Consider the following 24,700-nt stretch of genomic DNA (forward strand, 5'->3'; position numbering starts at 1 on the left):
CCGCTACCCCCGCCAATCCTTGAACACTTCGGCGAGAAAATCGACGAAACTGCGCACCTTTCGATCCGACGTAGCGCGTCTTGGAAAGAGTGCGTTGAGCTCGATATCATCGGCTCGCTGCCATTGCGGGAGAACCGCTTCGAGTTCGCCGCGCGCAAAGTGCTGCGCGGCCAGTTGAGGCGATACCAGCGCTATGCCTGCACCGGCAACGGCCTGGCGGATGATGGTGGTTACCTCGTTCGACATCAGTATCGGCTTGACGATGACCTCGGCCACATTGCTGGCTTCGTCGAGCAAGCGCACCGTCGCCAAAGATGTGCCGGCGCCCATCATCATCACGGCATGCTCTCTGAGATCCTGTGGACGTTCCGGTCGGCCGAACCTGTCGAGATAGGCGGGGCTTGCGGCTAGGTGGGCGCGAGACCGACCGAGCGTGCGCACAGAATAGCCGGAATCGGAGAGCGGTCCCGTTCGCAATGCCACGTCGAAGCCGTGCTCGATGAGGTCGAGGGGATAGTTATCGTAAGTCAGGGCCAGCTGCACCTTTTGATAGTTCTGCCGAAACTCGCCCAGTCTTGGCTCCACGACACTCAGGCCGAGCGTATAGGGCATGAGGACGCGCAACATACCCTGCGGCTCGATGCGCACAGCGCGTGCTGTCTGGTCCGCCTCCTCCAGGATCTCCTCTGCCCTGATGCAGCGCTCGTAATAGTCGCGCCCGGCATCCGTGACCGATACACGCCGGGTCGTGCGATACAACAATTGAACGCCGAGATCGTCCTCGAGCTGTTTTACGCGGCGGCTAACGCTCGTCAAAGGCAGCCGCAGTTGTGTCGCGGCGGCGGTGAAACTGCCGCGTTCCGCAACGCGCAGAAAAATCCGAATGCTCTCGAGGTCCCTGGCCATATTCTACCGTTTTCAGCAATAATATATCCTGAATTTACGCCATTATCCTTATTCGTCCATACCGTTATGGCTACGCGCATGACCGTGGCACCTCTCAACTCAGCACGACTATTCAGCTCCTTGGCACATGGGCTTGCGTTGCCACCGTGGTTGACGCGACCGGCAGTGGGTTTCGCGCTACGAACGACCGCAGCCTCGCTCGTAGCGCTCTACATCGCCTTCCTGCTCAATCTCGACGATCCGAAATGGGCGCCGATGACGGTCTGGATCGTTGCTCAATCCAACCGCGGCATGAGCCTTTCAAAAGGCCAATACAGAATTTTGGGCACGATCATCGGGGCCGTCGCCGCGGTGACCATGGTCGCGCTTTTCATGCAGGCGCCGGAGCTGTTCATTCTGTCGCTCGCCCTATGGCTGGGACTGTGCACGGCGCTCGCCACCGGCTTGCGCAATTTTCGCGCCTACGGTGCCGTGTTGGCAGGATACACCGCGGCTATCGTCGCATTCGATTCCATCGGTTCGCCGCTGGAGGTCTTCGACATTGCGGTGGCACGGGTGATCTACATCGCCCTGGGGATCATGACGGAAGCGGTTTTCACCACCGTCTTCGCGCCTGGCACGCCGCTGCAGGAGACCCAGAACCGACTGACAACATATCTCCGCCAGGTCTCCGATCTCTGCGCGCGCGCATTGCGCGGCCGGAGCAACACTTCGGGTTTCCAAGGGCTAATGACGGGCGCGTTGGAGCTGGATGCCGCTGCAGAATATGCCGCCGCAAGCTCCCGTTCCGTACGCAGCCGTTTGGGCCATCTACGCGGCGCCGCAGTCGCAATGCTGACCCAGATGGCGATCGCCCAGTCTCTGCGCGAGCATCTCGCGGAGCGACCGGATCTCGATGAACCTCTCGTCGAGAAAGCAGCTATGGCACTCGACGCTATCGGCTCCGCATCACCGGTCGCTCCCAATATCATTGCCGCATTGCGGGCAGATGTTCGGATTGCACTCTCCGAAACTGCTGTTGACTCCGATCATGCGATCCCGCCTCGGCTTCTGATCCTGGATCACCTCGATAGGCTGCTTGAAGCCGCCCATGGCGCACTCACGCGCCAGGCCCTGTTCTCGGACGAGAAAGCCCCCTCCTCAAGGCTAAGGCTCTCCTTCCACGTCGATCATCGCGACGCAGTTCAAAACGGTATTCGCACCTTCGTCGCCATCGTCATCGGATCCTGGTTCTGGATCGCAACCGCCTGGCCATCCGGCCCGAGCTTCATTGTCATTCTCGGTGTCATCTGCGCCCTGTTTGCCACCCGGCCCAATCCGGTGGTCGGCGGAATGGGTTTCCTCAAGGGCGGGCTCGTCGCGGTGATTGCGGCAGCGATCTGCAATTTCGCCATCCTGCCGATGCTGTCGGACTTTACCGAACTGGCCATGGTCATCGGCATCATCATGTTTGCAACCGGGCTTGCCATGCGCAACGTCCGCACTGCCGCCCTGGCAACGAGCTTTGCCTTTCTGTTTCTGGATCTGGTCGGCCCAGATAATACCAGCCGTGCCGATGCGGCTTCTTTCATGAACGGTGCCCTAGCGCTGATCCTTGGTGTGGGATCGGGCGTACTCGTCTTCACGCTGCTCTTTCCATCCAACCTGCCGGCAAAGCGGCAGCGCCTGCAACGCGCCACGCTGCGCGATCTGGCGGATATCGGCCGGTCTCCGGGCCATTGGACGAGAGAGCATTGGCTGAGCAGGACGGCCGACCGCCTGGCGGGCGAGGCCGCGGCGAATGCCGGCGTTCCCGAGAAACAGGCGGAAGACGACCTAAGGGGAATGCTTGCCGCGCTTGCGATCGGCGAGGCTGCGATCACGCTCGCCGAACTGGCAAGAGAGCACCCTCATCTTGCCAAACCACTGAACGTCGTGCTGCGTCAGCTCGGTCGCGGCGATCCGGCTCGTCTTGCAAAAGTCTCGCGCGCGACCGCCCAACATCTTTCCTACTGGATCAGCAAGCCCGACATCTCGACCCGCCACACGCTGATCCGTGCTGCGACCCAGCTCGACACGATCGCCTCGGCGGCATTGAACCACGTCGATTATCTTCGCCAAAAGCGAACCGCCTGAAAGCGTCAGGCACTCTCGGTATCCGCTGCCGGGAGCACCCCAGCCGATATCCGCTTGCGCCGTGCCGAGCCGAGCACGACGCTCTGCACGCGGCGCGTAAGCGGCTTCTCGATACCTCTGAAGAGCGCCAGGGCAAGCAGGGCAGCAGCGAGCGTCGAGAAGCCAGCGAACAGACCAAGCGGCAGAGCCCCTCCGATCACTTTCGCCCAAATGGCTCGCATGGGTCGCAGGATAAAGGGATGGGCGAGGTAGAGGCTATAGGAGGCATCTCCCAAAGCGACACTCCAGAGTACAGGTCTCTTATGAGGCAAAACAGGACCGATTGCGGCCGCAAGAACGAACAGAGCCGCAGGCAAACCGCTTCGCAGGAATTGCGGCAAGGCCGCATCGTTCCAAAGCGTGGAGACATGAACGAAGCCAAGAAGCCCTATGGCCACGAGCCCGAACGCAATACCCTTGCCGATCCTCACGCCGCTGCGGAAAATCAGAGCGACATAGACGCCAAACAGGAACTCCAGAATGATCGGGCTCGTCCAGAATGCTATCTGGACATGGCTGGGGTCAACGAGATTTCCGACGAGCGCCATGCCGACCATGAGCACCGACAGCCAGACGACCCCCAGCCTTATCGGCAAAAGGAGCGCCAGTGCGAAGAACACATAGAACAGCATCTCGTAATTCAGGGTCCAGCCAAGCGCGAGTACAGGCCTGATCTCCCCCACGCCACGCCCGGACGGAATGAAGAAATAGGAGGCGAGAACATGGGATATGGAGCCGACGGGAACGACGAGAAGCGAGGGTGCCGCGAGCGCGCCAAGCAGCATGATACTCGTCAAAAGCCAATAGAGGGGGACGACGCGAGCGCAACGCCGCAGAAAAAAATGCAGCGGAGCGCCGCTCTTGCCGAACTCCGATGCCGCAGTGTGGGTCATGATGAAGCCGGAAAGAACGAAGAAGATGTCGACGCCGAAACCGAGATTCCAGGCAGAGCCATCGACCGCTGCACGTCCTGTCGCTGCTGCAAGGATCTCTGTTTCGTGCAGAGCATGGGCGATGACCACGGAAGAGGCTGCGAGCGCGCGCAGCACCTGAAGGTTCAAGAGCATATGAGCGGATTTGCCGGCGTCGCCGCCCGCATCTCGTCCCTCAGGTATTTCCTTATGAAACCTCACCGGAAAGCTCAGCGAATATTGCCCTGGATCTCCATTTGGTATCCGCGACAATATAACAACTCGTCGCCGCATGCATAAATCGGCAACCCTGCTTTAGATTATAGTTATTCTTCAGTTAATATTTCAGACATTAGGCAGGATAAGCCGTCGCTAGGATGATATGTGCCTGAATTTTAGCAGCAACCTCGCCGCTACCGTGTCGGGCTTCGATTGCGGCGGCGACATAGTCGGTCGCAGCCTGCAGCTTCTCCGCTTCTCTGGCTTCGATTTCGTTACGAAGCAGAGTTCCCTGACAATAAGCGACGGCCGGAAGACGCGGCGAAGATGCCCGGCTTTGCTCGGCCCTCGTTTCAATCGCAATTTCGGAGAAACCAGCGTTCTCGAGATCGCCGCGAATCCGATCCACATCGTGATAGCCATGCGGAGTGCGCGCCAGAAAGCGTGGCGGATCGTTGGGAAAAATCCGGGCAAGCGCGTTCGTGACATCATCCGCGAACATGTTCTCTTCGATGCGGTCCCAGACGTTGAAGAGGAAATGCCCACCGGGCTTCAGAACGCGCTTTGCCTGGCGGTAGGCCGAGATACGGTCCGGAAAAAACATGGCGCCGAACTGGCAAAAGACGAGATCGAAGGATGCATTTTCGAAGGGCAACGACTGGGCATCCGCCTGCTGCCATGTGATGCGGCTGTCGGGAGCCTGCCGCGAAGCGGCGTAATCGAGCATCGGCTGGTTGAGGTCGGTGACGACGTAGTTTGCACCGGGGGATAATTTCGGCGCCAATGCGCGGGTGACAACGCCGGTGCCTGCAGCGATTTCCAACACTGCGTCGGGCCGCAAGGACGCTGCTCGCTGGGCTATATCTGCCGCGTAAGGCTCGAAAATCAACGGCACCATATGGCGGTCGTAATTTTCCGGAATCGAGCCAGCGAATAGCTTGTCTGCCTCCAACATCGCATCACCCGCTGCGCGCCTGAGAAAGCCCGATACTAGCATATCGTAGCAGACGCGTCATTCAGGCTCTGAAGAGACCCAATCGCGCAGAACCGGTCTATTCAGCCCGCGTCACCGCGCGCAAGCACGTCCAGAAGCTGGCTGGTGTTGTCGATGGAGAATTGCACGCGCTCGCCCGGCCAGACGGATTCCGAATAGGAAATCGGCGTGCCCTTGAGATCGACGTCCACCTTTCTCGACACAGCCACCGGCTGAGACATGGACTGGCAGAGCTGTTTCGCCTCTTCGCTTGTCGGCAGACGGACGACGATATCCGTGCGCAGGCGGATATAGTCGGGGATACCGTATTCGGCCAGAATGACGGTGACGCTTCGCCCGCTGCGCCGCGCCTCGTCGAAACCTGGAAAACGGCGCACCGGATAGTAAGCATGCGAATAGTTGATCGGCTCCTCGTCGGCAAAGCCGCGGCGGACAATATGATAAACCGGCTCATCAAGTGGAAGCCGCAAAGCCTCTGCGATCAATTCCGAAGCCGGGACAACCTCCTCATGAATGGCCTGACCGAGCGGTTCTCTGCCTTGATCGAGCAGGTTCTGGGAAAAGCGCGTGCGTTCGGACAGGCGATAATCGAGGCGACTATCCCTGACGAAGGTTCCGCGCCCCTGCTCGACCAGCACGAGCCCCCGGCTTTCGAGACGGGAAATGGCGCGCCGTATGGTGTGCCGTCCGACGCCGAAACGTTCCATCAGGTCGGATTCCGTCGGAAGCTGCGCCTTTGGTGACAGGCGACCGGTCAGGATATCCTCCGCAATATCGCTCTCGACCTGTTGCCATTGCCCGTGCAGCAATTTCTTCTCCATGCCTGCCTTCCGAATTCAACCATGTCATTCGAATGTCATATATCGGCTACAGCATCGATTTTCAATCTGTGCCCGATATCGGAAATCCAACAAATAGCAGCCAAAGTCAATTTTACCCTCGAGCTTTAGCTCTTAGCCACGCTTTCCTTCATATGGGTGTCACTCGCCATCGTTAGGTAAATATCCGAATGTTTTATTAATCATTCGGATATTGAGGATAAGATGGTAAGACTTGATCGTCGTCAATTTATCGCGGGCACGACCGCAGTCATCGGCACATCGATCGCTTTGACCGGCAAGGCCCGGTCCGCCGACGCGGCTATCGAGATTTCGAGCACCTGGGGCTCCGACAAGCCGTTCCAGAAGATTGTCGACGCTTTCAATGCCAAGCAGCTCGGCATAACCGTTACCAACCGTTTCGACGGCGACTATGAGGCCGTGACCGCCAAGGCGGTCGCGAGCGTCGCCGCTGGCCGTCCGCCGGCCATGATGATCACCGGCTGGAAGTTCGGCTATTTCGCCAAGCGCACGCTCGGCGCCCGCGACCTTCGCGAGATCAATTCCGCAAAGGCAGAGGCAATCCTCGCCAATTTCCGCCCGTCGGTCCTACCACTGGTCACCATCGACGGCGCCGTCATCGGTCTTCCCTGGGCGATGTCGACGCCGATAACCTATATCAACAGCGACATGTGGAAGGCTGCCGGCCTCGATCCCAATCTACCGGAAACGCCTGATACCAAGTGGCTCTACGAAAGCGCCCGCAAGCTTGATGCGGCCCTGAAAGGCAAGCATCCGACCTATCGCTCGCCGATCTCCCTCTCCAACAACGAATGGACGAGCCAGTCCTTCATCCAGAATGCCGGCGGCTTCATCATCGATCCCGACGGCAAGTTGGCCCTAAACAGCGCGGAAGCCATCGCCGGCATGACCGAATATTGCGCCCCGGCCCATGAAGGGCTTTGGCTGCCCGTCAGCGACAAGGAGCAGACGGCCGCGTTCCAGTCCGGCGCACTTGCGATTTGCACGACCAGCTCGACCGCCGCCGTCACCTTCCCCTTCGGTGCGGCAAAGGCTGTCACGGCCAAATTCCCGGGGCTTCCGGGACATCAGCGCAAGATGAACAGCGGCGGCAATTTCCTTGCCATTTACACGCGCAACAAGGAACAGGCGGAGGCGGCTCTAGCCTTCCTCGAATTCTGTGCATCGAAGGAAGGCCAGACGCTTTGGTCTCAGACCGGCTACCTCAACACGTCGACGCACGACATTCCGCTCATCAACGAGTTCATGAAGCCGGCGGCGGCTCAGCTCGGCGATGGCCTGACCGCAGAGACGATCTGGCCCGGCAAGCGCGGCCTCGAAGGACAGGCCGTGTGGCGCAAGTGGGTCTCGCGTATGCTGCTCAAGGAAACGACGGTTGCCGACGGTATCAAGGGCGCTCATGACGAGCTTGCTGGGCTGATTTCGGCATAGGTTCGCATCATGCCATTTCGTCTTCGATCGCTGGCCCCCTACCTCTTCGTGGGGCCAGCCGTTTTTTCCGTGGCGATATTCCTCTATGGCCCGCTGATAGCGTCGATGTTGTTATCGGTGGTCGACTGGAATCTGCTGTCGGCAGACATCCGCTTTGTCGGCGTCGATAACTACGCGTCCATCTTCGACAATTCAGATTTCCGCATGGCGGCCTGGAATACGCTGCTTTACTGCGTCGTTCTCATCCCGGCCGAGATCGTCATCCCACTAATCTTTGCGGTCATGCTGCATTCGGTGCGCAAGAATCCGCTGCAAGGGCTTTATCGCGGCAGCCTGTTCCTGCCGACGATCGTCGCCTATTCAGTGGCAGGCGTTGCCTGGTCCTGGCTTTTCAATCCGGTCAACGGTCTCTTCAACGAGGTGCTCGGCCATTTCGGCTTTCCGCCATCGCGCTGGCATACGGATCCGAACCTTGCGCTCCTCTGTGTCAGCCTCGTCACCTTCTGGAAGACCTTCGGCCTCAACATGCTTTTGTGGCTGGCAGCGCTCGCGAACCTGCCGCATCAGCTGCGTGAGGCGTCTGAGCTCGACGGTGCAGGTTTGACGCGGCATTTCTTCGACATAAGCCTGCCGCTGATGACGCCGACGGCCTTTTTCATCAGTGTCACGACCTTCTTCCATGTGCTTGACGACATTGTCGGCGTCATCGATGTGCTGACCCATGGCGGACCGGCGGGCAGAAGCTCGAGCCTTCTCTATTTCCTGTGGCAGCAGGGTCTGTTGTTCTTCCAGTTCGGGCCGGCAAGCGCCGTTGCCGTCATCATCATCATTCTCGTGCTCGCCATCACCTGGCTGCAGTTCCGCGTCAGCGAGAAGCGGGTGCACTACAGATGAGCGATATCGGTCACAAGCTTCACAGGTTGCTGCTCCATGTCGTGCTCATGGCAATCTGCATCGTCACCGTGTTTCCGCTCGTCTGGATGGTGACGGCGGCCTTCACGCCAAACGACATGATCATGGCGAGAGCCGTGCGTTTCTGGCCGGAAAATCCGACGCTTTCGAATTTCGCCATCGCCGCAAGCCGTCATCCGATCTGGATGTGGCTTTGGAATTCCATGCTGACCGCCACCCTGATCACCGCCGGAAAGCTCGCTCTCTCCGTGCCGGCCGGCTTTGCCTTCGGGCGACTCGAATTCAAGGGGAGGCAGCCGCTGTTCTGGTTCGTTATCGCCACCATGTCCTTTCCAAACGTGCTGGCGATCATTCCGACCTATATCGCCGTGGTGAAACTCCAGGCCTTCAACACCTATGGCGCGATGATCATCCCATCGATCCCCTATATCGGCTTCTATGTCTTCTACATGCGGCAGGCTTTCCGGTCGCTTCCCGCTTCGATATTCGAGGCGGCACGCATGGATGGAAGCGGATTGTGGCGGCAATTCATCGAGATCGGCATCCCCAATGTCATTCCGGCAATATCCGCCCTTTCGGTGATTTCCTTCATGGGGGCCTGGAACATCTATCTCTGGGGTCAGCTTGTACTCGATGATGCCTTCAAGAAGACGCTGACGACGGGCATTGCCGCATTCGCCGATTTGGAGGGCGCCGAGCGGGCCTGGGGACCACTGATGGCAACAAGCCTGTTGTCGATCGTCCCCGTTCTCTTGATCTTCCTGCTGGCGCAGCGTTTCATCGTCGATGCGCTGGCACCAGGCATTGATGACAGATAGGCGGATGCATGCCCCGAGTAATCGTAATCGGATCGGTAAACCACGATCGCATATGGCAGCTGGATGCACCGCTGGTTCCTGGCGGACGCATACAATTTTCGTCCCGGACGACCCGCCTCGGCGGCGGCGCCTTTTATACCGGCCTGCAATTGCTGGAATTGGGAGCGGACGTCGCGATCGTTTCGAGGCTGATGCAGGACGAACAAGGGCAAACCGCATTGCGATCCCTTTCCTCGGCCGGCTTCCATACCGACTACATCATGATGGCGCCCGGAGAGACGGCACCGCTGGAAATCTTCCTCGAACCGAATGGAGAGCGGACGATCCTCGCACCGACCGGGCGATCTCAGCCGCTAACGGCAGCCGGCAAACTGTCGGGTGCAGGCGTCTATATCAACGCACTCGCGCTCGACGAAAGCCTCGTCGAACAGATCAGTGCGCAGCCGCTCGTCCTCTCGCAATTTCCGTTGCGCCCGGCAACGCCGCGACCGGCAGACTATGTCATCTCCTCGCGCGACGATATTCCGGATGATCTCAATCTCGCCTGGCAGAGGGCCGGCCAAATCGCCGGTTCGCGCCTGAAGATGCTCGTGCTCACCGACGGCACGCGCCCGATTACGCTGTTTGACGGCTTGCAGGCGGTAGAAGTCGAACCGGCTACAAAGGTCGACACGACCGATACCATTGGTGCCGGCGACCGTTTCGCCGGTTCTTTCCTGTTCGCCTTGCTGCAGGGGCAGGCACCGGCGGCCGCTGCACGGGAAGCAAGCCGCATCACGGCGGAATGGCTGCGCCGGCGCAGCGCCTAGGGAATTCGCGGCACCCCGAAAATCTCTTCGAGCAAGACAAAATGCCATAGACAATTCATTCGAATGACTATAGTAATCATTCGAATATTTTAGAGCCCCATTCCCCGAACAAATCCTGATGCCCGAGGAAAAGATGATGACTGAGGAGAAGACTGGTAACCCGGTCAACGCATCCTATACGCATGCGCAGGCACTGGACATTCTCGCCGCAAGCCGCCCGGCGCACATCAAGGCTGCGGCCGAAAAGGTGCTCGACACCCTCGGCGAGGTCGATGTCGTCGTGAATCGTACCGGTCTTGCCATGCTGCCGCTGATCGATACCGTTCGCAGCACCGCCTTCCATCTCGGCGAAGTTCTGGTGTCCGAAGCGTATATCCGCGTGCCGGATCGCGCCGTGGAAGGCTATGGCGCCGTGGTCGGCCGGGATCTCGAACACGCCATGGGAATGGCTGTGATCGATGCCGCGATCGCTGCCAATCATCAGGCCGCTCTCATCCTTGAGCTCCTGAATGCCGAACGACGCCATCAGGAAGAGGAAGACCGGCAGCTCCTGCAAAAAGTCGAGGCGACCCGCGTGCAGATGGAGACATTCTGACCATGGCCAACAATCTCCTGCCCACCCTCGACGATACCCGCACCAACGCCACCTTCGAAGAACTCATGTGGGCGCTGAGCCGACCCGGTCAGCCGCGTGAACTACCCACTGAAGGCTTCTGGCCGCTTGCCGAAAGCCTGCTCGATCGCGAATGCAGCTTCCATGTGACAAGCGATCCGTTGCTGGACTTAAAGATGACCGCAACCGGTGCGAGACGAATGCCGCTTGCCGATGCGGATTATGTCTTTACTGCTATCGGCTCCTCCGAAGCTGTCGAAGCCTTGTCGACATTGCGCATCGGCAGCCTACTGTATCCCGATGACGCCGCAACGCTGTTTGCCCCCGCGCAATTTGGCTCCGGACAGCGACTGCGTCTCACCGGCCCCGGCATCAAGGACAGCGTGACGATCGAGATCGACGGTATCGATCCCGCCTTCTGGCACATGCGTGCCAAAGCAATCCGTTACCCGCTCGGCTGGGATCTCTATCTCGTCGACGGCAAACGCATGCTTGGTGTTCCGCGTTCCACGACAATCGAGGTGCTCTGATGGCCTATGTAGCAACCCGCGGCGGCGAATACGCCATCGAACAGGCGGAACGGCTTTTCCGCGCCGATCTCGGCCCGATCACGCGCGAGCGCGTCGAGGCGGTTCGAAACGGCCTTCCCTATCTCATCGACCGGCTGATGGGCGAAGCCTCGCTTTATGAGCCAGACCTTGCGGCGCTGGCGCTCGCCCAGGCCGGCGGCGATCTCTACGAAGCGATCCTGCTGCTACGCGCCTACCGCACGACGCAGCCGCGCATCGCCGTCGCCGAACCCGTCAATCAGCCGGATCTTCTGACGGTACGCCGCATCTCAGCCGCCTTCAAGGATATTCCAGGCGGCCAGATATTGGGGCCGACGCTGGACTACTCCCACCGCCTGCTTCAGGTCGACGTGTTGCAGGGCAATGATTATGTCCCGGAACCGGTGATCCCGGCTGCCAAGCCGGCGCCGGCGACGCAACCGTCGCTCACCAGCTGGCAGAAAGCGCAAGGGCTTATTCCGGACCATCCGGTCGAAACCGTCGCGCCTGAGGAAATCCCCGATCTGACGCGCGAGCCGCTGCTGTTCCCGGCAGCGCGCGCCCACAAACTCCAGAGCTTGGCCCGCGCCGACACCGGCGGCACGCTGGCGCTCGGCTATGCCACCATGCGCGGCTACAGCGCTGTGCATCCGACCGTCAACGAGCTGCGTCTGACCTATGCGCCAGTTCGCCTGCGCCATCCCTCGGGTACAATCTTCAGCGCCGGCCGCGTTCGTGTGAGCCAGACCGAAGTCATTTCCAAGGCGAAGGAATTGCAGCTGGGCTTTTCGGCGACCTTTGGCTGGAACGAGGTAAAGGTGATCGCGGCGGCAACGCTCGACCTTGCCTCCAACCAGCCCGACCCGCACCCGGCTGCCAACGAGGAATTCGTACTCTATCACACCGAGCCGGTCGAAAGCTCCGGCTTCTGCATTCACTTCAAGCTTCCGCATTACGTTACGTTCCAATCGACCCTCGACGCGCTGCGCCGCGTCAAGACGGACAAAGACGCTGCCGCCGCAAAGCCAGCCGTGACAGAAAAGCTCGCCCCGCAACAGGAGGAGGCTGCGCTATGAAACTTCAGGAATTGACCAAGCCCTGGATGGCCTTCAACTACGGTTTCCTCGATGAATCCGCCAAGCGCGAAATGCGCCGCCGCATCCTGAAGGCGATTGCCGTTCCCGGCTACCAGGTGCCCTATGCGAGCCGCGAAGTGCCGATCGCCCGCGGCTGGGGAACCGGCGGACTGCAGGTGACGCTGACGCTGCTCAAGCCCACATCCGTCGTTAAAGTCATCGACCAGGGATCAGACGATTCAGTGAATGCGAGCAGCATCCGCAAGTTCGTGGCGCGGGTCGGTGGTGCCGTCGAGACGGAAGACACGATGGCCGCAACCATCATCCAGTCCCGCCACCGCATTCCGGAGGAAAAGCTGCGCGAGGATCAGGTCCTGGTGCTGCAGGTTCCGAACCCGGAACCACTGCGCCCCGTTCAGCCGGATATGTCCGTCGCCCGCGAAATGCATGGCGATGCCGATTATGGGCAGCTGTGGCTGGTGCTCTACGAACAGCTCGTCAAATCGGGACGGATCATGCAAGGGTCCAGCTATCCAAGCATGGTCAACGGCCGGCATGTGATGACGCCATCGCCGATCCCGCGCTGGGACGTGCCCAAGCTCAATCAGGCCGACCACCTGACAATCCTGTCCGCCGGCCGGGAGAAGCGCATTTTCGCCGTGCCGCCCTATACGCGCGTCGAGCCGCTCGTTTTCGATGACGTGCCGTACCGCGTCGAAGATCACCAGGACAAGACTTGCTACCGCAGCAATGTCACCGGCTTCTTCATGAACGAGCTTCCGCAGGAAGACGGTTCCTCGCAATACGAACTGTCCGACAGCCATTTCGGCGTGAAGCATATCCGCAAATCCGAAGCGGAAGCGGTCGAGATCGGCGAGACCTGGTACAAGAATGGAAGGATGGACTGATGGCCGCGCTTGACCCCACTCAAACGGCAGAGCTGACGCGCCAGCCACCGCGGCTGATGCTGGCCGAGCCTATCCTGACCATGCGCGGCATTGCGCGCAACTATGGTGACGTCACCGCGCTCGGCGGTGTCGATGTGACTGTTTATCCGGGCGAAGTGCTCGGCATTGTCGGCGAATCCGGCTCCGGCAAGTCGACGCTTCTGAGGATGATGAACCTTGAGGATACGCCCGACACAGGCACCTATAATCTTGCTCTTCCCGGGCACGAGAGCCGCGACCTCTTTACGCTCGACCGCTTCGAGCGGCGAATGCTGCGGGCGCATCACATCGGCATCGTCTATCAGAACCCGCATCTCGGCTTGCTGATGAACCACACGAGCAGCGGCAACGTCGCCGAACGCCTGCTGATTTCAGGCAATCGCAATTTTGCCGAGCTGCGCGAACGGGCGCGCCAATCGCTCGACGCGTCGGAATTTCCGATCGAGCGCATGGATGCCCGACCGAACGAGCTTTCCGGCGGCATGCAGCAGCGCGTACAGCTCGCCAAGGCAATCGCGCTCGAGCCGGCCGTCCTGCTGCTCGACGAGCCGACGACCGGCCTCGACGTCAGCGTTCAGGCGCTGGTCCTCGATACGCTGAAGCGGTTGCAGCGCGAGCGTTCGATCACCATGGTTCTGGTCTCGCACGATCTCGGCGTCATACGCACGATGGCAGACCGGGTTATGGTCATGCGACGCGGCAAGGTTGTGGAACAGGGTCTGGCCGACCAGATCTTTCAGGATCCGCAGCACGCCTATACGCAGCAGCTCGTTCACGCCAAGCTTTGAGGAAACGCGAGAGATGAACATTCAGGTTTCCGCCCGGCAAACCACCCCCCCGGTGCTGCGCGTCCAGGGCCTTTCGAAGCAATTCGAAATGCACCATCTCAAGCGCACGCTGTTTGCCTTCGAGAATATCGATTTCGACCTTCACACAGGCGAATTCATTCTGCTGAAGGGCGAGAACGGCGCTGGCAAATCGACGTTGCTGCGCACGCTCTATCGCTCCTACCTGCCGCGGGCCGGCCACGTCTATTATCACACGCAGGAAGGGATCATAGATCTCGCGACAGCCGCCGATGTCGACATTGCCGTGCTGCGCCGCCGGGAAATCGGCTTCGTCACGCAGTTCCTCAATGCTCGCCCGCGCGTTGCCGCCGAAGAGATCGTGGCCGAGCCGCTGAGGCTTGCCGGCACGTCGCATTCCGAAGCCTTGGCCGAGGCGCGGCGTTGGCTCGATGCTTTCGGCGTCAAGAAGCAGCTCTGGTCGGCTTATCCTTCGACCTTCTCCGGTGGCGAGCAGCAGAAGGTCAATCTGGCTCGCGCGCTCATCCTGCCGCAGCGTCTGCTGCTGCTCGACGAGCCAACCGCATCGCTCGATCATGCCGCCCGCAAGGCGCTGGTCGAAAGATTGGCGCAGCTCAAAACGTCCGGCGTTGCAATGATCGGTGTCTTTCATCATCCCGAGGATGTAAGGGCATTGATCGACCGGGAACTTCATCTGGAAGCCATCAAGATCGAGGACGAGCAAGACGATGTGGCTGAGTAATTTCGAAATTATATTGCAGGATCGCGTGATCGAGCGCGGTGCCATCAGGATCGAAGATGGGCTGATCGCTGAAATCAGCGAGCGGCCTGTCGACGGGGCTGAAATAGACGGCCACGGCCGGTTTCTATTGCCCGGTTTTGTTGACATGCATGGCGATATGATCGAAAAATGTGTGGAGCCGCGCGTCAATGTCCGCATGCCGCTCGAACTCGGCGTTTACGACCTCGACAAGATGCTCGCCGCCAACGGCGTGACGACAGCCTATGCGGCCGTCGCCTTCACACCGGCAACTTACGGCCATGTCCGCTCCATCGAGCATACCCACGCCATGATCGAAAAGCTTGCATCGATGCGCGAAGAGCTTTTGATCGACCACCGCGTCCATGGCCGCTTCGAGGTGACCTTCCTGCCTGCGCTGAGAGAGGCAAAGACCCTGATCGACGCCGGCGCATTGCACCTGATTTCGCTGATGGATCACACGCCGGGCCAGGGACAATATCGCGATATCGAGCTGCATATCGCCAACACGGCAAAGGCCAAGAAGATCAGCGAAGCACAGGCGGCAGAACTCGTGAAACAGCGCATGGCGGCCCGCTCCGAGCATGGCGACAGCATGGACATCATCAACGGCTTGGCGGAACTAGCGCGCGAACATGGCGTCGTCCTTGCATCTCATGATGACGACACCATCGAGAAGGCAGTGCTGCTACACAGCCTCGGCGCGGCAATCAGCGAGTTTCCGATCAATATTGCGACGGCCACCGAAGCAAGGCGGCTGGGATTGGCGACGGCCATGGGCGCGCCGAATGCGCTGCGCGGCCTTTCCTATTCCGGCAATCTTTCCGCGCGGGAAGCCTATGAAGCCGGCGTGCTCGATATCCTTGCGAGCGACTATCACCCATCGGCCATTCTGCCGGCCGTGATCGCGCTCGCGGAAGTCGGCAAGGGCGGCCTTCCTGCCTCCGCTGCGCTGGCAAGCGCCAATCCGGCAAGGGCGCTGGGCCTGAATGATCGCGGCCGCATCGCCGAAGGATTGCGCGCCGATCTGGTCATCGCAGAACGCGGCCGGATACCGCGGGTGCGCGGCACGATCCGCGGCGGCAAGATGGTCTGGTCGGACGGAACCATTAAGAGCTTTTGAGGCACTGAGGATGCCTGTTGGCATTTCGCGCCAGCACGCAACCTGCCCATTGGCGGAAGGGTATTTCCCTCCCGCCAATCCGCGTGGCTTACATCGCTTTCTCCGGATGCGGCGAGCCCTCGTAGGCGCCCCAGATCGATTGATCGAAATTGATCGTGGCGCCGGTCATCAGACCGGATTCGTCCGATGATAGGAAGGCGACGGCGCGTGCGACCTCGGCCGGATCGACCAGCCGGCCGAACGGCTGTTCGGCGGCGGCCTTTTCCAGCCAGTCTTCGGCGGCACCGTGATATTCGCGCTGGATGCGATCCTCGCCATCGCTCGACATCCAGCCGATATTGAGCGCGTTGACCCTGATGCGGTTCCTGAGCAACCCGAAGGCCGTATTTCGGGTCAGCGTATCGAGCGCGCCTTTGGAAGAGCAATAGGCGCTGATGAAAGGCTGCCCGGCCATCGCCGACATCGAGGAGATGTTGACGATCGTGCCTTCGATGCCGTTGGCGATCATGTTCTTGATCGCGTCCTGCATCAGGAAGAACGGGGCACGCACGTTGACGGCGAACATCCGATCGAACAGATCCGGATCGGTATCGAGAATGGTGCCGCGATCGGTGATGGCGGCGACATTGACGAGCGCATCGATGCGGCCGAATTTTTCCACGGCGGTCGCGATGACCTTGCGGCAATCGTCCACCTTACCGAGATCGGCTGAAACGAAAGCGACCGGTATTTTATAGCGGTCACTTATCTCACGCGCCTTGGCCTCGCCCTTGGCGGTGCTGCGGCCACAGATCGTCAGGCCGGCGGCGCCGCGTTCGGCAAACAGCCGGGCAACTTCCGCGCCTAAGCCTTGCGTGCCGCCGGTCACGACGGCGAATTTTCCATCCAGTCGGCTCATACGATCTCAAGCCTCCCTGCGTGCGGCATGGGCGGCGATGAGTTCGGCAAATCGCTTCGCATCCGTCCCGGCATCGATCGCCTCGGCCATGATCTGCGCCGGGGTTTTCGGCGCGAGGCCCCCGACCGGCGGATCGCTGTCGAGATTGGTCGGGAAGGCATAGCCCTCTGCCGTCGATGCGATCACGTTCGCAGCTTCTGCGCGGCTCAGCGCACCGGCATCGAGAGCGGCGACCAGCGCCGGATAGACTGCGACAGACATGCGGCTGCGGTTGACGCTCTCCATCGCCCGCCCGAAGGCCGAGGACACCTGCAGGAGGTTGGCCATGCGGTAGATGTCTTTTGAGACATTGTCGCCGGCCCCATGCATGACTGCCGGATTGAAGAAGACGGCATCGCCCTTCTTCAGCGGTAATTGCACGTAATGTTCGGCGAAATAGACCTGAAATTCCGGCCGGCCGAAGGCGATATAGCCTTCGAAGAAGGTCTGCGAATAGGGTAGGAACAGCGTCGGCCCGCTTTCGAGCGGCATATCGCAATGCGCGACCGCGCCCTGCAGCGTCAACAGCGGCGAAACGGCATGGATGTGGCCCGGATAGGCCTGCATCTGCTGCGGCGACATGAAGCCGAGGTGATAGTCGCGGTGCGGCTTCTGCGCAGTGCCGCCCGGATTGACCCGGTTCATCTGTGCGGTCATCTGATAGCCGACGCCGAGCCAGGCCTCCGACACCATGGCGACCGCCGTCGAGGCGTAATAGCGAGCAAAATTCTCCGGGTCCGCCAGGCAATGCTTTTCCAGTGCGTTCCAGATGCGGTCGTTGGCGCCGGGTTTGGCAAAATGATCGCCGGCGCCCTTGCCCTTCTCTTTCTCCTCGCGGACAATGGCTTCGAATACGGTGGTTGCGCGATCGACAACCGCCGTATCCGGCATGGCGTTCTTGATGACGACGACGCCTGGGCCTGACGTAAAGGCTTCCACCCACTCGGCCATCAGGGCGCGACGTTCGTCTTCATCCTCGGCGGCGCTGCGAACCTTGTCGCCATCATAGATGAGGATGTTTTTCTCGATCCCCGCCGCCAATGGCCAGTCGGCCGGATCGGCGGTCTTTTCCATCAGGCCTTTGAAAGTATCGAAATTGCCGCAATCGGCCGAAAGCCAGACCTTCCGGCTGCGCCGGCTGGCGAGCGTCTGAGCGTCCATGGTGTTCTCCTCCCAAAATGACGTTGGACTATGAGGTTGATCGTAGTCCCGCACCGGCCTATGAGAAAGACGGAAAACACCTCAAAAACACCTCAGAAAGAGTGACCGTGAAATCGCGCTTTCCCTTGAAAGATATTGCGCTACAGGCTGGGCTCAGCCTCGCGACCGTCGATCGTGTCATGCATGAACGCGAGGGCGTCCGTGCTGTGACCCGCACGCGGGTTGCAGCCGCGATTGCCGAGCTGGAGCGGCAATATGTGCAATCGGGCTTGGCAGGGCGGCGGCTCGTCATCGATGTCGTCATGGATACGCCGCAGCGCTTCTCGTCGGCCGTCCGCGAGGCCTTTGAGGCGGAATTGCCCGGCATGCGGCCCGCATCATTTTTCGCGCGCTTTCATGTGGCCGAGACGATGAGCGAGGCCGAGCTTTTATCCATCCTGCGTGCCATACGCCGGCGCGGCAGCCACGGCGTGGTGCTCAAGGCCGCGTCGACGCCGGCCATTGCCGATTTCGCTGCCCAACTCATGGCAGCAAGGATCCCGGTTGTTACGCTGGTGACCGACCTGCCTGAAAATTCCCGTATCGGCTACGTCGGCATGGACAATCGTATGGCAGGGGCGACCGCCGCCTATCTGCTCGGCCGCATGGCCGGCGAACGAGCGGGCAAAGTGTTGGTGACGCTCTCGAGCAGCCTTTTTGCCGGCGAGGACGAGCGTGAGCGCGGATTTCGCGATACTCTTGCAGAGCGTTTCCCCCATCTTTCGGTCGTCCGAATTTCCGAAGGGTTCGGCGTCGACCGCACGACGGAACTGCTCGTCCGCGATGCGCTGGAACGCGAGCCGGACATCCGCGCGGTCTACTCCGCTGGCGGTGGCAATCGTGCCATTCTGAAAGCCTTTACCGAGGCCCGGCGCGAATGCACGGTCTTTGCCGCCCACGATCTCGATCAAGACAATATCGGGCTGCTTGCCGCCGGCGAGATCACTTTCGTCATTCACCACGATCTGCGCCATGACGCCCGTAGCGCCTGTCAGCTCATGCTCGCCTATCACCGGATGCTGCCGGCAGATTTTCAGGTAGCACCGTCGAGGGTCGCGATCGCAACACCGTTCGAACCGGCGCATTGATCGAAAACCGCAGGCATGCGCAGAAAGAGGGCGCGCGGAAAAACCGCTATTCGATCGCCGTGATCTCCAGCTCCTCCTTGCCAAGTGTCAGGACATCGCCAACCGTCTTTCCCATCAGCAATCTTGCGACGGGCGAGACGTAGGAAATCGATCCCGCTTTGGGATCGGCCTCGTCCTCCCCGACGATGCGATATTTTTGCACGCGGCCATCCTCACGGCTGTAGGTGACCGTGCTTCCGAAAACGACGACCTCGGACGAGGCCGGCGCCGGCATGATTTCGGCGGTTCGGACCCTTTCCGCGAAATAGCGCGCATCGCGCAATGGAATAGCTGCCTGCCGCCGGCGTTCGTTTATATCCTCGATCGCGCTTGCTGCTTCATAGGCTTTGCGCGCGTCCTGAAGCTGCAATTCCAGAGCCTTCAGTCCCGCCTCGGTGACGTGGTTCGGATGCGGAGAAATCGGCCGGTCGGGCAACACGGTTTCGGCGGCCGTTTCAGCGCTTTCTTCCTTCATGAACGCAGTGCTCAATTTCAAACTCCATTGCGAAGCGCTAAACCTTGAAATCCCGTCGGGATCTTTTTCCATGAACAATTTCGACGACCTGTCTTTAACCACAGGAAGCAAATCGACCCCGTACTATAGACCAGATGGCAATGCTGGAGGAATAGAACAGCCGATAGAAAGCCGAGATCACCGAAGAGGCCGGGTTCCCGCCAGCGGACATCGCCAACATGTTCGTTGCAACGATCTCTAAAACGACTAGTCTTCAAGCCAGCTAACAACAGCGGATACAAAGCTCCATGTCGCGGGGACTTTGAAACGGCACTCAACTTTAGAGAGATCGATGATCAGCCTCGGTGTTTTGACGACTTATATATTGGTGGTGCTTGGTCTGATGGTCATTCCAGGGCCTGCCACGTTACTCACGCTCGCCAGGGCCGTCAGTGGCGGCAAGCGCGTGGGATTGGCAACCGGTGTTGGAATAGCCGCCGGCGATCTCTTCCATACGATGATGGCGACCTTTGGATTGTCGGCATTGCTGGCCACATCCGCGCTGGCCTTCGAGATCGTCAAATATGCCGGCGTCATCTATCTGATCTATCTGGGATTCAAGGCTTTTGTCGAGAAAAGCGGTAGCATCGATCTGCCGACTGCGCAGGCTATCACCCCCATGCGCGCGTTCCGGCAGGGTTTCTTCACGGAGATACTCAACCCGAAGACTGCGCTTTTCTTCCTGGCCTTCCTGCCGCAGTTCATCCATCCGGAAAGCGGATCCGTCATTGCCCAATTCGCGCTTCTGGGAGCCATCTTCGTGACCCTCAGCATCGGCGTGACCTCGCTTCTGGCGGTCGGTGCCGGCTCGATTGGTGGCTGGCTGCGGCGCAACCGCACCATCGGCCGATGGCAGGGAAAGGTCATCGGCACAATCTATATGGCATTGGGCCTGAGGCTCGCGCTGCAACAGCAGTGACCGCCTTTACGGCAACAAAGGAAAATCAAACCTGCTGCCGTTTGACGACGCTGAAATTCATCTCCGAACGGATGCGGAAGCCCATCGCTTCGTATAGAGCGATGGCCGGCGTGTTTGTGGTATAAGCATGCAGATAGGCAGTCTCGCCGCGGGCCGCGATTTCACCAGCCACGAAACGGAAGAGCAAGGTGCCGAGGCCGCGCCCCTGAAAATCGGGATGAGTGCAGAGGCCGCTAAGTTCGGCAAATCCTGTCTGGCGCATGCGCTGACCTGCCATGGCGACAAGGCGCCCATCGATCTTCACGCCCCAGAAGGAGCCGAGGCTTTGGGCCTGCAAGGTGAAGGGGCCTGGCTTCGTCAGCGTAGCAAGCGCTAGCATATCCGCAGCATCGGCCTCCGTCAGCGGCACGACCCGACTGTCCGAGACTCGCTCGGAAGGGCGCTCCGCCATCATCTGCACGAGCCTGGCACTGGAAAGGGTCACTAACCCTTCAGGAACGATGATGGGCTCCGCCTCGACGATCGCCATGACCTCTTCTCCCAAAGGCAGCTTTGCCAAGGCTTCGAGACTTTCGGGCGAATTGTCCGCGGACGCCGCAAAGGGCACGATGGAAGGTGGATAGCGGCGGGCAAGCGCATTGCCCTCCGCCAGTGATGCATGGGCAGTTTCAAGAGCACTCCAAATCGGACGATCGAGAATATGGCTCATCATTGCTGCTCCTTGCCGAGGGTGCCGCGTCGCCTGAGCGGAGCTTCCGCAAGTCCGTCCTCGATCGCAACGAGTTGTTGCAATAGCGGCCCTGAAAGGTCACCGCACAGCTCTCGGACCGCCTGTTCTATGCGCGGCCAGACGAATTTTTTCGAATAGTCGACGAGCTCCTGCCCCCTGGAAGTCAGCGAGATCAGACGGCGGCGCTGGTCTTCGGTCGAGGCCTGCATGTCGACATAGCCCAATTCCAGAAGCTGCGAGACGGTGCGTGTCGCGCCCGGCTGAGTGATGCCGACGGCCTGGGCAAGTTCGCCGATCGTCAGCGGCCCGGCGCGATCGATGGCGGCGAGAAATGGATACTGGGCGGACTGTAAAGAGACGCCCAGCTCCTCCATGATCTGCTGCGTATCGGCCTGCAGACGCTCGCCGATCCGGCGAAACCGGCTGCCAAGACAGAGGAACCCCATCGCCCTCACAATATCTTCAGTCAAATCGACCTCCATTCCTCAATTTGCATAACTAGTTATATAATATCTTATGTAATTACGATCAAGCCACTAGCGGTCACGTTGGAGGATACGGACATACAATCTCAGTGATTGCACTCATCGAGCAGTCCCGGCCTTTACATATCGCTGCCATCCGAAGGCAGACTAACGCTAAGGTCGTATACTGTTTGAATCTGGAACGCGCGACATAACCCTTCAAGGGAGAGGAATAGCTGACGTGCTCCTCCGTCTATGAGCTAGCCGCTGCGATACTTCCGATGTCCCACGCGAACGGGATTATTCAGCAACTAATTAACATATTGAAATACTTCTGAAATACTCGTTGTGTGACGAGAGATTTAACTTCACATTAAGTTCAGTTTATGCGCATATTATTTATTTAGAAATTTACATATTAACTGAATACTAATAAACGCCTTAACTTTCCAACTCATATTAGCTAACCATTACGCAAGCGGAGGTAATGGTTGTGCAAGATATTGGTACAGACTCTCAAAGATATTCAGGAAGAGCTTACTCAATCACGAATGGCGTTCAAAAACCCAGCCACAACGGGTCGGACGCTACTGGTGCGCATCTTGTTTCCGAAGAGCAGATCTTAAATCAGGAGAGCCAAATGCAGCCGGCAGACGCGCCCGAACATGGAGCCGCCATTCCTGCGCAAGACTATCCGCCCGCGCTTCCAAGCGTGTTGATCGGCGGGTTGCCCATCACTGTCGTCAATCGACGCAATGCTGCTTCCTTCATGATCGATGTCGCGCGCAGACGCCGCCGCGACAGCCGGCCCTATTATTTTACGTCAGCCAATGGCGAGGTCGTCGCACGCGTTCATGCCGATGCCAATATCGCCAAACTCTTCCAGCAGGCGGATCAGATCCTGGCCGACGGTCAACCCCTCGTGATGGCTTCACGCTTACTCTGCAGGGTGCAGCTTCCCGAGCGCGTGGCAACAACGGATCTCTTTCACGATGTCGCCAAACTGGCCGAAAGGGAAGGCATAAGCTTCTATCTCCTGGGAGCGACCGAGACGGCAAACCGTGAAGCCGTCGCCGCCGTGCAAACCCGCTATCCCGGCTTGCGCATCGTGGGCCATTGCCACGGCTACCTTGCCGGAGAAGCCCTGGAACGGAAGCTTGACGAAATCAACACACTCGCCCCCGACATATTGTGGATCGGCCTTGGCGTGCCGCGCGAGCAGATTTTCGTGCACGATTTTGCTGCGCGACTTGCCAATGTCGGCATCATCAAGACATCAGGCGGCCTCTTCGACCATCTGGCGGAGAGAACGAAGAGGGCGCCCATCTGGATCCAGAGAGCCGGTTTCGAATGGTTCTGGCGGATGCTGATGGAACCTCGCCGCCTGTTCTGGCGCTACCTGACGACCAACCCCTACGCCATCTATGCGATCCTGAGGTATTCGAAATGATGAATAGGCGATATTCCGAACTGCCGACGAGCGAAACGGACACAGACATAGCCATTGTCGGCGGCGGGCTTTCCGGCACGCTAGCAGCCTGCCTGCTCGGCCGAGCGGGATATCGGGTGACACTCATCGATCGTCATCGCGTCTTTCCCCAGGAATTCCGCGTTGAAAGAATAGGCGGCGAGGCGATCGAAAAACTTCAGCGGCTTCAGCTATTTGCACCTCTGTCGACTGCCGCCGTACCCTTCGATGAAATCGTCAACATGCACAAAGGGCACGTGGTGGACCGGACATACGGCCAGCACTATGGATTTTTCTACAACAGGCTCGTCATGGCGATGCGGAGCGCGCTGCCTGAAACGGTGAATTTCGTCGTCGGCCAGGTCCGTGCTTTGCGGATCGGAGCAGCACGCCAACGGATATCGATCCTTGGTCAGGACGAAATCACCGCGCGATTGCTGGTGATCGCGACGGGCATGGGCGATACCCTGCGCCGGGATCTCGGGATTCTGCACCGACAGATTAGCGATAGACGCCCGCTGGCACTCGGCTTCAGCATTCGCCCGCGGCGATCCAATAGATTCCGCCATACCGCCCTGACCTATCACGGCGACGGCGACGGAATCGACCATCTCAATCTATTTCCGGTCCCTGGAACGACACGAGCCAATCTCTTTCTGTTCCGAGACCCGCGAGATCCATGGGTCAAGTCGCTGCATGACGATCCGAAAGGAATGCTCACGGCCGCCTTGCCGTCACTTGTCGACACCTTTGGCGATTTTGAAATCAGCAGCCGAGTCGATAGCTGGCTGACCGATATAACAGCTGCCGACAATTGCCGGCAGGATGGCGTCGTGCTGATCGGAGATGCCTATCTGACCTCCTGTCCGGCAAGCGGACTCGGCGTCAGCCGGCTTCTGACCGATGTAGAGCGCCTATGCTGCACATATATCCCGCAATGGATGACAGAAACCGCCATCGATCATACCAAGATCGCCGCTTATTATGACGACCCAGAAAAGCTTGATATGGACATCAGTTCGGTGCAAATGGCCGATCACCACTTCAATCTAACGGCGAAGACCGATGTCGGGTGGCATCTGCGCCGCCAGTTCCATTTCACACGGCGGCACATCCTATACGGCATCGAAAACATAAGCCCCGCTCTTGCGACAAAGCTTCATCAGCTGAAGGCGAAGGCGATACGCGCCAAGCCTGCACTGCGATCCGCTGCGCTGAACTCGGAACCGATGGCATAGCCGGGCTCGCAAGTGCGAAATGCCGTCTCAGGAAATATTCACTCATGGAAATAGTGCATGTTTCCAACATGTGAAAAATGCAATCCTATATCGATAATATTACGGAGTTGATCATGGCAGTTTTAGGCGCATTTCCTCCTGGACTTACTTGCCGACCAATCGAAGAGAGCGATTGGGATGGCATCATCGATTGTCTTCGCAGAAATTTTCCAACAC

At 59.4% G+C, this 24,700-nt stretch carries 25 protein-coding genes; 16 read left to right on the forward strand and 9 right to left on the reverse strand.

All coding sequences use genetic code 11. From position 1 onward, the window contains the following. Nucleotides 1–3: 3 nt before the first annotated feature. Nucleotides 4–906, reverse strand: coding sequence for a LysR family transcriptional regulator (locus GDN47_RS08210; RefSeq protein WP_113329355.1), 903 nt, complete (start codon nt 904–906; stop codon nt 4–6). Nucleotides 907–1,071: 165 nt separating this feature from the next. Here GDN47_RS08210 and GDN47_RS08215 point away from each other — a divergent pair, with 165 nt between their 5' ends. Continuing rightward, on the forward strand, nt 1,072–3,021 hold the full coding sequence (locus GDN47_RS08215; protein ID WP_162746288.1) for an FUSC family protein: 1,950 nt from the start codon (nt 1,072–1,074) through the stop codon (nt 3,019–3,021). A 5-nt stretch (nt 3,022–3,026) separates the two neighbouring features. Here GDN47_RS08215 and GDN47_RS08220 read toward each other — a convergent pair whose 3' ends face one another. The 3 genes from GDN47_RS08220 to phnF all read right to left on the reverse strand — a co-directional run bounded on the left by GDN47_RS08220 (nt 3,027) and on the right by phnF (nt 6,005). Then, complete coding sequence (locus GDN47_RS08220; protein WP_233789811.1) at nt 3,027–4,193, reverse strand: acyltransferase family protein; 1,167 nt, start codon at nt 4,191–4,193, stop codon at nt 3,027–3,029. 130 nt (nt 4,194–4,323) lie between these two features. Then, nucleotides 4,324–5,145 carry a class I SAM-dependent methyltransferase gene (locus GDN47_RS08225; RefSeq protein ID WP_152093021.1) on the reverse strand — a complete coding sequence of 274 codons (822 nt, stop codon included), beginning with the start codon at nt 5,143–5,145 and terminating at the stop codon, nt 4,324–4,326. A 101-nt stretch (nt 5,146–5,246) separates the two neighbouring features. Further along, a complete protein-coding gene (phnF, locus tag GDN47_RS08230) occupies nt 5,247–6,005 on the reverse strand; it encodes a phosphonate metabolism transcriptional regulator PhnF (protein ID WP_152093022.1) in 759 nt (252 codons plus the stop codon). Between the two features lie 222 nt (nt 6,006–6,227). Here phnF and GDN47_RS08235 point away from each other — a divergent pair, with 222 nt between their 5' ends. The 11 genes from GDN47_RS08235 (at nt 6,228) to GDN47_RS08285 (ending at nt 15,887) form a co-directional block, all read left to right on the forward strand. After that, nucleotides 6,228–7,475 carry an extracellular solute-binding protein gene (locus tag GDN47_RS08235; RefSeq protein WP_152093023.1) on the forward strand — a complete coding sequence of 416 codons (1,248 nt, stop codon included), beginning with the start codon at nt 6,228–6,230 and terminating at the stop codon, nt 7,473–7,475. A 9-nt stretch (nt 7,476–7,484) separates the two neighbouring features. Next, nucleotides 7,485–8,369, forward strand: a complete 885-nt coding sequence (locus GDN47_RS32290) for a carbohydrate ABC transporter permease (RefSeq protein WP_113329359.1) — start codon at nt 7,485–7,487, stop codon at nt 8,367–8,369. Then, nucleotides 8,366–9,205 (forward strand): carbohydrate ABC transporter permease, encoded by an 840-nt coding sequence (locus tag GDN47_RS08245; protein WP_233788647.1) that lies wholly within the window; start codon nt 8,366–8,368, stop codon nt 9,203–9,205. Before GDN47_RS32290 ends, GDN47_RS08245 begins: the two co-directional genes overlap by 4 nt. Nucleotides 9,206–9,213: 8 nt before the next feature. Next, nucleotides 9,214–10,014 (forward strand): PfkB family carbohydrate kinase, encoded by an 801-nt coding sequence (locus tag GDN47_RS08250; RefSeq protein ID WP_173002467.1) that lies wholly within the window; start codon nt 9,214–9,216, stop codon nt 10,012–10,014. A 136-nt stretch (nt 10,015–10,150) separates the two neighbouring features. Next, a complete protein-coding gene (locus tag GDN47_RS08255; RefSeq protein WP_152093025.1) occupies nt 10,151–10,609 on the forward strand; it encodes a phosphonate C-P lyase system protein PhnG in 459 nt (152 codons plus the stop codon). Nucleotides 10,610–10,611: 2 nt separating this feature from the next. Further along, complete coding sequence (phnH, locus tag GDN47_RS08260) at nt 10,612–11,157, forward strand: phosphonate C-P lyase system protein PhnH (protein WP_152093026.1); 546 nt, start codon at nt 10,612–10,614, stop codon at nt 11,155–11,157. Then, nucleotides 11,157–12,251, forward strand: coding sequence for a carbon-phosphorus lyase complex subunit PhnI (locus GDN47_RS08265; protein ID WP_113329362.1), 1,095 nt, complete (start codon nt 11,157–11,159; stop codon nt 12,249–12,251). The genes phnH and GDN47_RS08265 overlap by 1 nt, the downstream gene beginning before the upstream one ends. After that, nucleotides 12,248–13,159, forward strand: coding sequence for an alpha-D-ribose 1-methylphosphonate 5-phosphate C-P-lyase PhnJ (locus GDN47_RS08270; RefSeq protein ID WP_113329363.1), 912 nt, complete (start codon nt 12,248–12,250; stop codon nt 13,157–13,159). The genes GDN47_RS08265 and GDN47_RS08270 overlap by 4 nt, the downstream gene beginning before the upstream one ends. Beyond that, on the forward strand, nt 13,159–13,986 hold the full coding sequence (locus GDN47_RS08275) for an ATP-binding cassette domain-containing protein (RefSeq protein ID WP_113350838.1): 828 nt from the start codon (nt 13,159–13,161) through the stop codon (nt 13,984–13,986). Before GDN47_RS08270 ends, GDN47_RS08275 begins: the two co-directional genes overlap by 1 nt. A 13-nt stretch (nt 13,987–13,999) precedes the next feature. After that, a complete protein-coding gene (locus GDN47_RS08280; protein WP_113350837.1) occupies nt 14,000–14,746 on the forward strand; it encodes a phosphonate C-P lyase system protein PhnL in 747 nt (248 codons plus the stop codon). Next, nucleotides 14,733–15,887 carry an alpha-D-ribose 1-methylphosphonate 5-triphosphate diphosphatase gene (locus GDN47_RS08285; protein ID WP_152093027.1) on the forward strand — a complete coding sequence of 385 codons (1,155 nt, stop codon included), beginning with the start codon at nt 14,733–14,735 and terminating at the stop codon, nt 15,885–15,887. The genes GDN47_RS08280 and GDN47_RS08285 overlap by 14 nt, the downstream gene beginning before the upstream one ends. An 88-nt stretch (nt 15,888–15,975) precedes the next feature. On the opposite strand, the gene GDN47_RS08290 is transcribed toward GDN47_RS08285, so the two are convergent. Further along, complete coding sequence (locus GDN47_RS08290) at nt 15,976–16,785, reverse strand: SDR family oxidoreductase (protein ID WP_152093028.1); 810 nt, start codon at nt 16,783–16,785, stop codon at nt 15,976–15,978. A gap of 6 nt (nt 16,786–16,791) precedes the next feature. Then, on the reverse strand, nt 16,792–17,985 hold the full coding sequence (locus GDN47_RS08295) for a phytanoyl-CoA dioxygenase family protein (protein ID WP_152093029.1): 1,194 nt from the start codon (nt 17,983–17,985) through the stop codon (nt 16,792–16,794). Nucleotides 17,986–18,092: 107 nt separating this feature from the next. On the opposite strand from GDN47_RS08295, the gene GDN47_RS08300 reads away from it, so the two are divergent. After that, nucleotides 18,093–19,112, forward strand: coding sequence for a LacI family DNA-binding transcriptional regulator (locus GDN47_RS08300; RefSeq protein ID WP_152093030.1), 1,020 nt, complete (start codon nt 18,093–18,095; stop codon nt 19,110–19,112). Nucleotides 19,113–19,158: 46 nt separating this feature from the next. On the opposite strand, the gene greA is transcribed toward GDN47_RS08300, so the two are convergent. Beyond that, on the reverse strand, nt 19,159–19,641 hold the full coding sequence (gene greA / locus GDN47_RS08305) for a transcription elongation factor GreA (protein ID WP_113329369.1): 483 nt from the start codon (nt 19,639–19,641) through the stop codon (nt 19,159–19,161). Between the two features lie 316 nt (nt 19,642–19,957). Here greA and GDN47_RS08310 point away from each other — a divergent pair, with 316 nt between their 5' ends. Continuing rightward, nucleotides 19,958–20,584 (forward strand): LysE family translocator, encoded by a 627-nt coding sequence (locus GDN47_RS08310; protein WP_069610069.1) that lies wholly within the window; start codon nt 19,958–19,960, stop codon nt 20,582–20,584. A 25-nt stretch (nt 20,585–20,609) separates the two neighbouring features. On the opposite strand, the gene GDN47_RS08315 is transcribed toward GDN47_RS08310, so the two are convergent. Then, nucleotides 20,610–21,293: a GNAT family N-acetyltransferase gene (locus GDN47_RS08315; RefSeq protein WP_113329797.1), complete on the reverse strand. Its 684-nt coding sequence runs from the start codon at nt 21,291–21,293 to the stop codon at nt 20,610–20,612. Further along, nucleotides 21,293–21,784, reverse strand: a complete 492-nt coding sequence (locus GDN47_RS08320) for a MarR family winged helix-turn-helix transcriptional regulator (protein ID WP_152093031.1) — start codon at nt 21,782–21,784, stop codon at nt 21,293–21,295. The genes GDN47_RS08315 and GDN47_RS08320 overlap by 1 nt, the downstream gene beginning before the upstream one ends. Before the next feature lie 634 nt (nt 21,785–22,418). Between GDN47_RS08320 and GDN47_RS08325 the strand changes: the two genes are divergently transcribed. Beyond that, nucleotides 22,419–23,228, forward strand: a complete 810-nt coding sequence (locus tag GDN47_RS08325) for a WecB/TagA/CpsF family glycosyltransferase (protein WP_113329370.1) — start codon at nt 22,419–22,421, stop codon at nt 23,226–23,228. Continuing rightward, nucleotides 23,225–24,484, forward strand: a complete 1,260-nt coding sequence (locus GDN47_RS08330) for an FAD-dependent oxidoreductase (protein ID WP_152093032.1) — start codon at nt 23,225–23,227, stop codon at nt 24,482–24,484. Before GDN47_RS08325 ends, GDN47_RS08330 begins: the two co-directional genes overlap by 4 nt. Nucleotides 24,485–24,700 lie beyond the last annotated feature (216 nt).

The organism is Martinezella dioscoreae (assembly GCF_009176305.1).
In the GTDB taxonomy this organism is placed as follows: Bacteria; Pseudomonadota; Alphaproteobacteria; order Rhizobiales; family Rhizobiaceae; genus Rhizobium; species Rhizobium dioscoreae.

What these genes read in the sequence shown, in the direction of transcription:
- GDN47_RS08210 (WP_113329355.1), bottom strand. Translation starts at nt 906, where the DNA reads ATGGCCAGGGACCTCGAGAGCATTCGGATTTTTCTGCGCGTTGCGGAA.
- GDN47_RS08225 (WP_152093021.1), bottom strand. Translation starts at nt 5,145, where the DNA reads ATGTTGGAGGCAGACAAGCTATTCGCTGGCTCGATTCCGGAAAATTAC.
- phnF (WP_152093022.1), bottom strand. Translation starts at nt 6,005, where the DNA reads ATGGAGAAGAAATTGCTGCACGGGCAATGGCAACAGGTCGAGAGCGAT.
- GDN47_RS08235 (WP_152093023.1), top strand. Translation starts at nt 6,228, where the DNA reads ATGGTAAGACTTGATCGTCGTCAATTTATCGCGGGCACGACCGCAGTC.
- GDN47_RS32290 (WP_113329359.1), top strand. Translation starts at nt 7,485, where the DNA reads ATGCCATTTCGTCTTCGATCGCTGGCCCCCTACCTCTTCGTGGGGCCA.
- GDN47_RS08245 (WP_233788647.1), top strand. Translation starts at nt 8,366, where the DNA reads ATGAGCGATATCGGTCACAAGCTTCACAGGTTGCTGCTCCATGTCGTG.
- GDN47_RS08250 (WP_173002467.1), top strand. Translation starts at nt 9,214, where the DNA reads ATGCCCCGAGTAATCGTAATCGGATCGGTAAACCACGATCGCATATGG.
- GDN47_RS08255 (WP_152093025.1), top strand. Translation starts at nt 10,151, where the DNA reads ATGACTGAGGAGAAGACTGGTAACCCGGTCAACGCATCCTATACGCAT.
- phnH (WP_152093026.1), top strand. Translation starts at nt 10,612, where the DNA reads ATGGCCAACAATCTCCTGCCCACCCTCGACGATACCCGCACCAACGCC.
- GDN47_RS08265 (WP_113329362.1), top strand. Translation starts at nt 11,157, where the DNA reads ATGGCCTATGTAGCAACCCGCGGCGGCGAATACGCCATCGAACAGGCG.
- GDN47_RS08270 (WP_113329363.1), top strand. Translation starts at nt 12,248, where the DNA reads ATGAAACTTCAGGAATTGACCAAGCCCTGGATGGCCTTCAACTACGGT.
- GDN47_RS08275 (WP_113350838.1), top strand. Translation starts at nt 13,159, where the DNA reads ATGGCCGCGCTTGACCCCACTCAAACGGCAGAGCTGACGCGCCAGCCA.
- GDN47_RS08280 (WP_113350837.1), top strand. Translation starts at nt 14,000, where the DNA reads ATGAACATTCAGGTTTCCGCCCGGCAAACCACCCCCCCGGTGCTGCGC.
- GDN47_RS08285 (WP_152093027.1), top strand. Translation starts at nt 14,733, where the DNA reads ATGTGGCTGAGTAATTTCGAAATTATATTGCAGGATCGCGTGATCGAG.
- GDN47_RS08290 (WP_152093028.1), bottom strand. Translation starts at nt 16,785, where the DNA reads ATGAGCCGACTGGATGGAAAATTCGCCGTCGTGACCGGCGGCACGCAA.
- GDN47_RS08295 (WP_152093029.1), bottom strand. Translation starts at nt 17,985, where the DNA reads ATGGACGCTCAGACGCTCGCCAGCCGGCGCAGCCGGAAGGTCTGGCTT.
- GDN47_RS08310 (WP_069610069.1), top strand. Translation starts at nt 19,958, where the DNA reads ATGATCAGCCTCGGTGTTTTGACGACTTATATATTGGTGGTGCTTGGT.
- GDN47_RS08315 (WP_113329797.1), bottom strand. Translation starts at nt 21,293, where the DNA reads ATGAGCCATATTCTCGATCGTCCGATTTGGAGTGCTCTTGAAACTGCC.
- GDN47_RS08325 (WP_113329370.1), top strand. Translation starts at nt 22,419, where the DNA reads ATGCAGCCGGCAGACGCGCCCGAACATGGAGCCGCCATTCCTGCGCAA.
- GDN47_RS08330 (WP_152093032.1), top strand. Translation starts at nt 23,225, where the DNA reads ATGATGAATAGGCGATATTCCGAACTGCCGACGAGCGAAACGGACACA.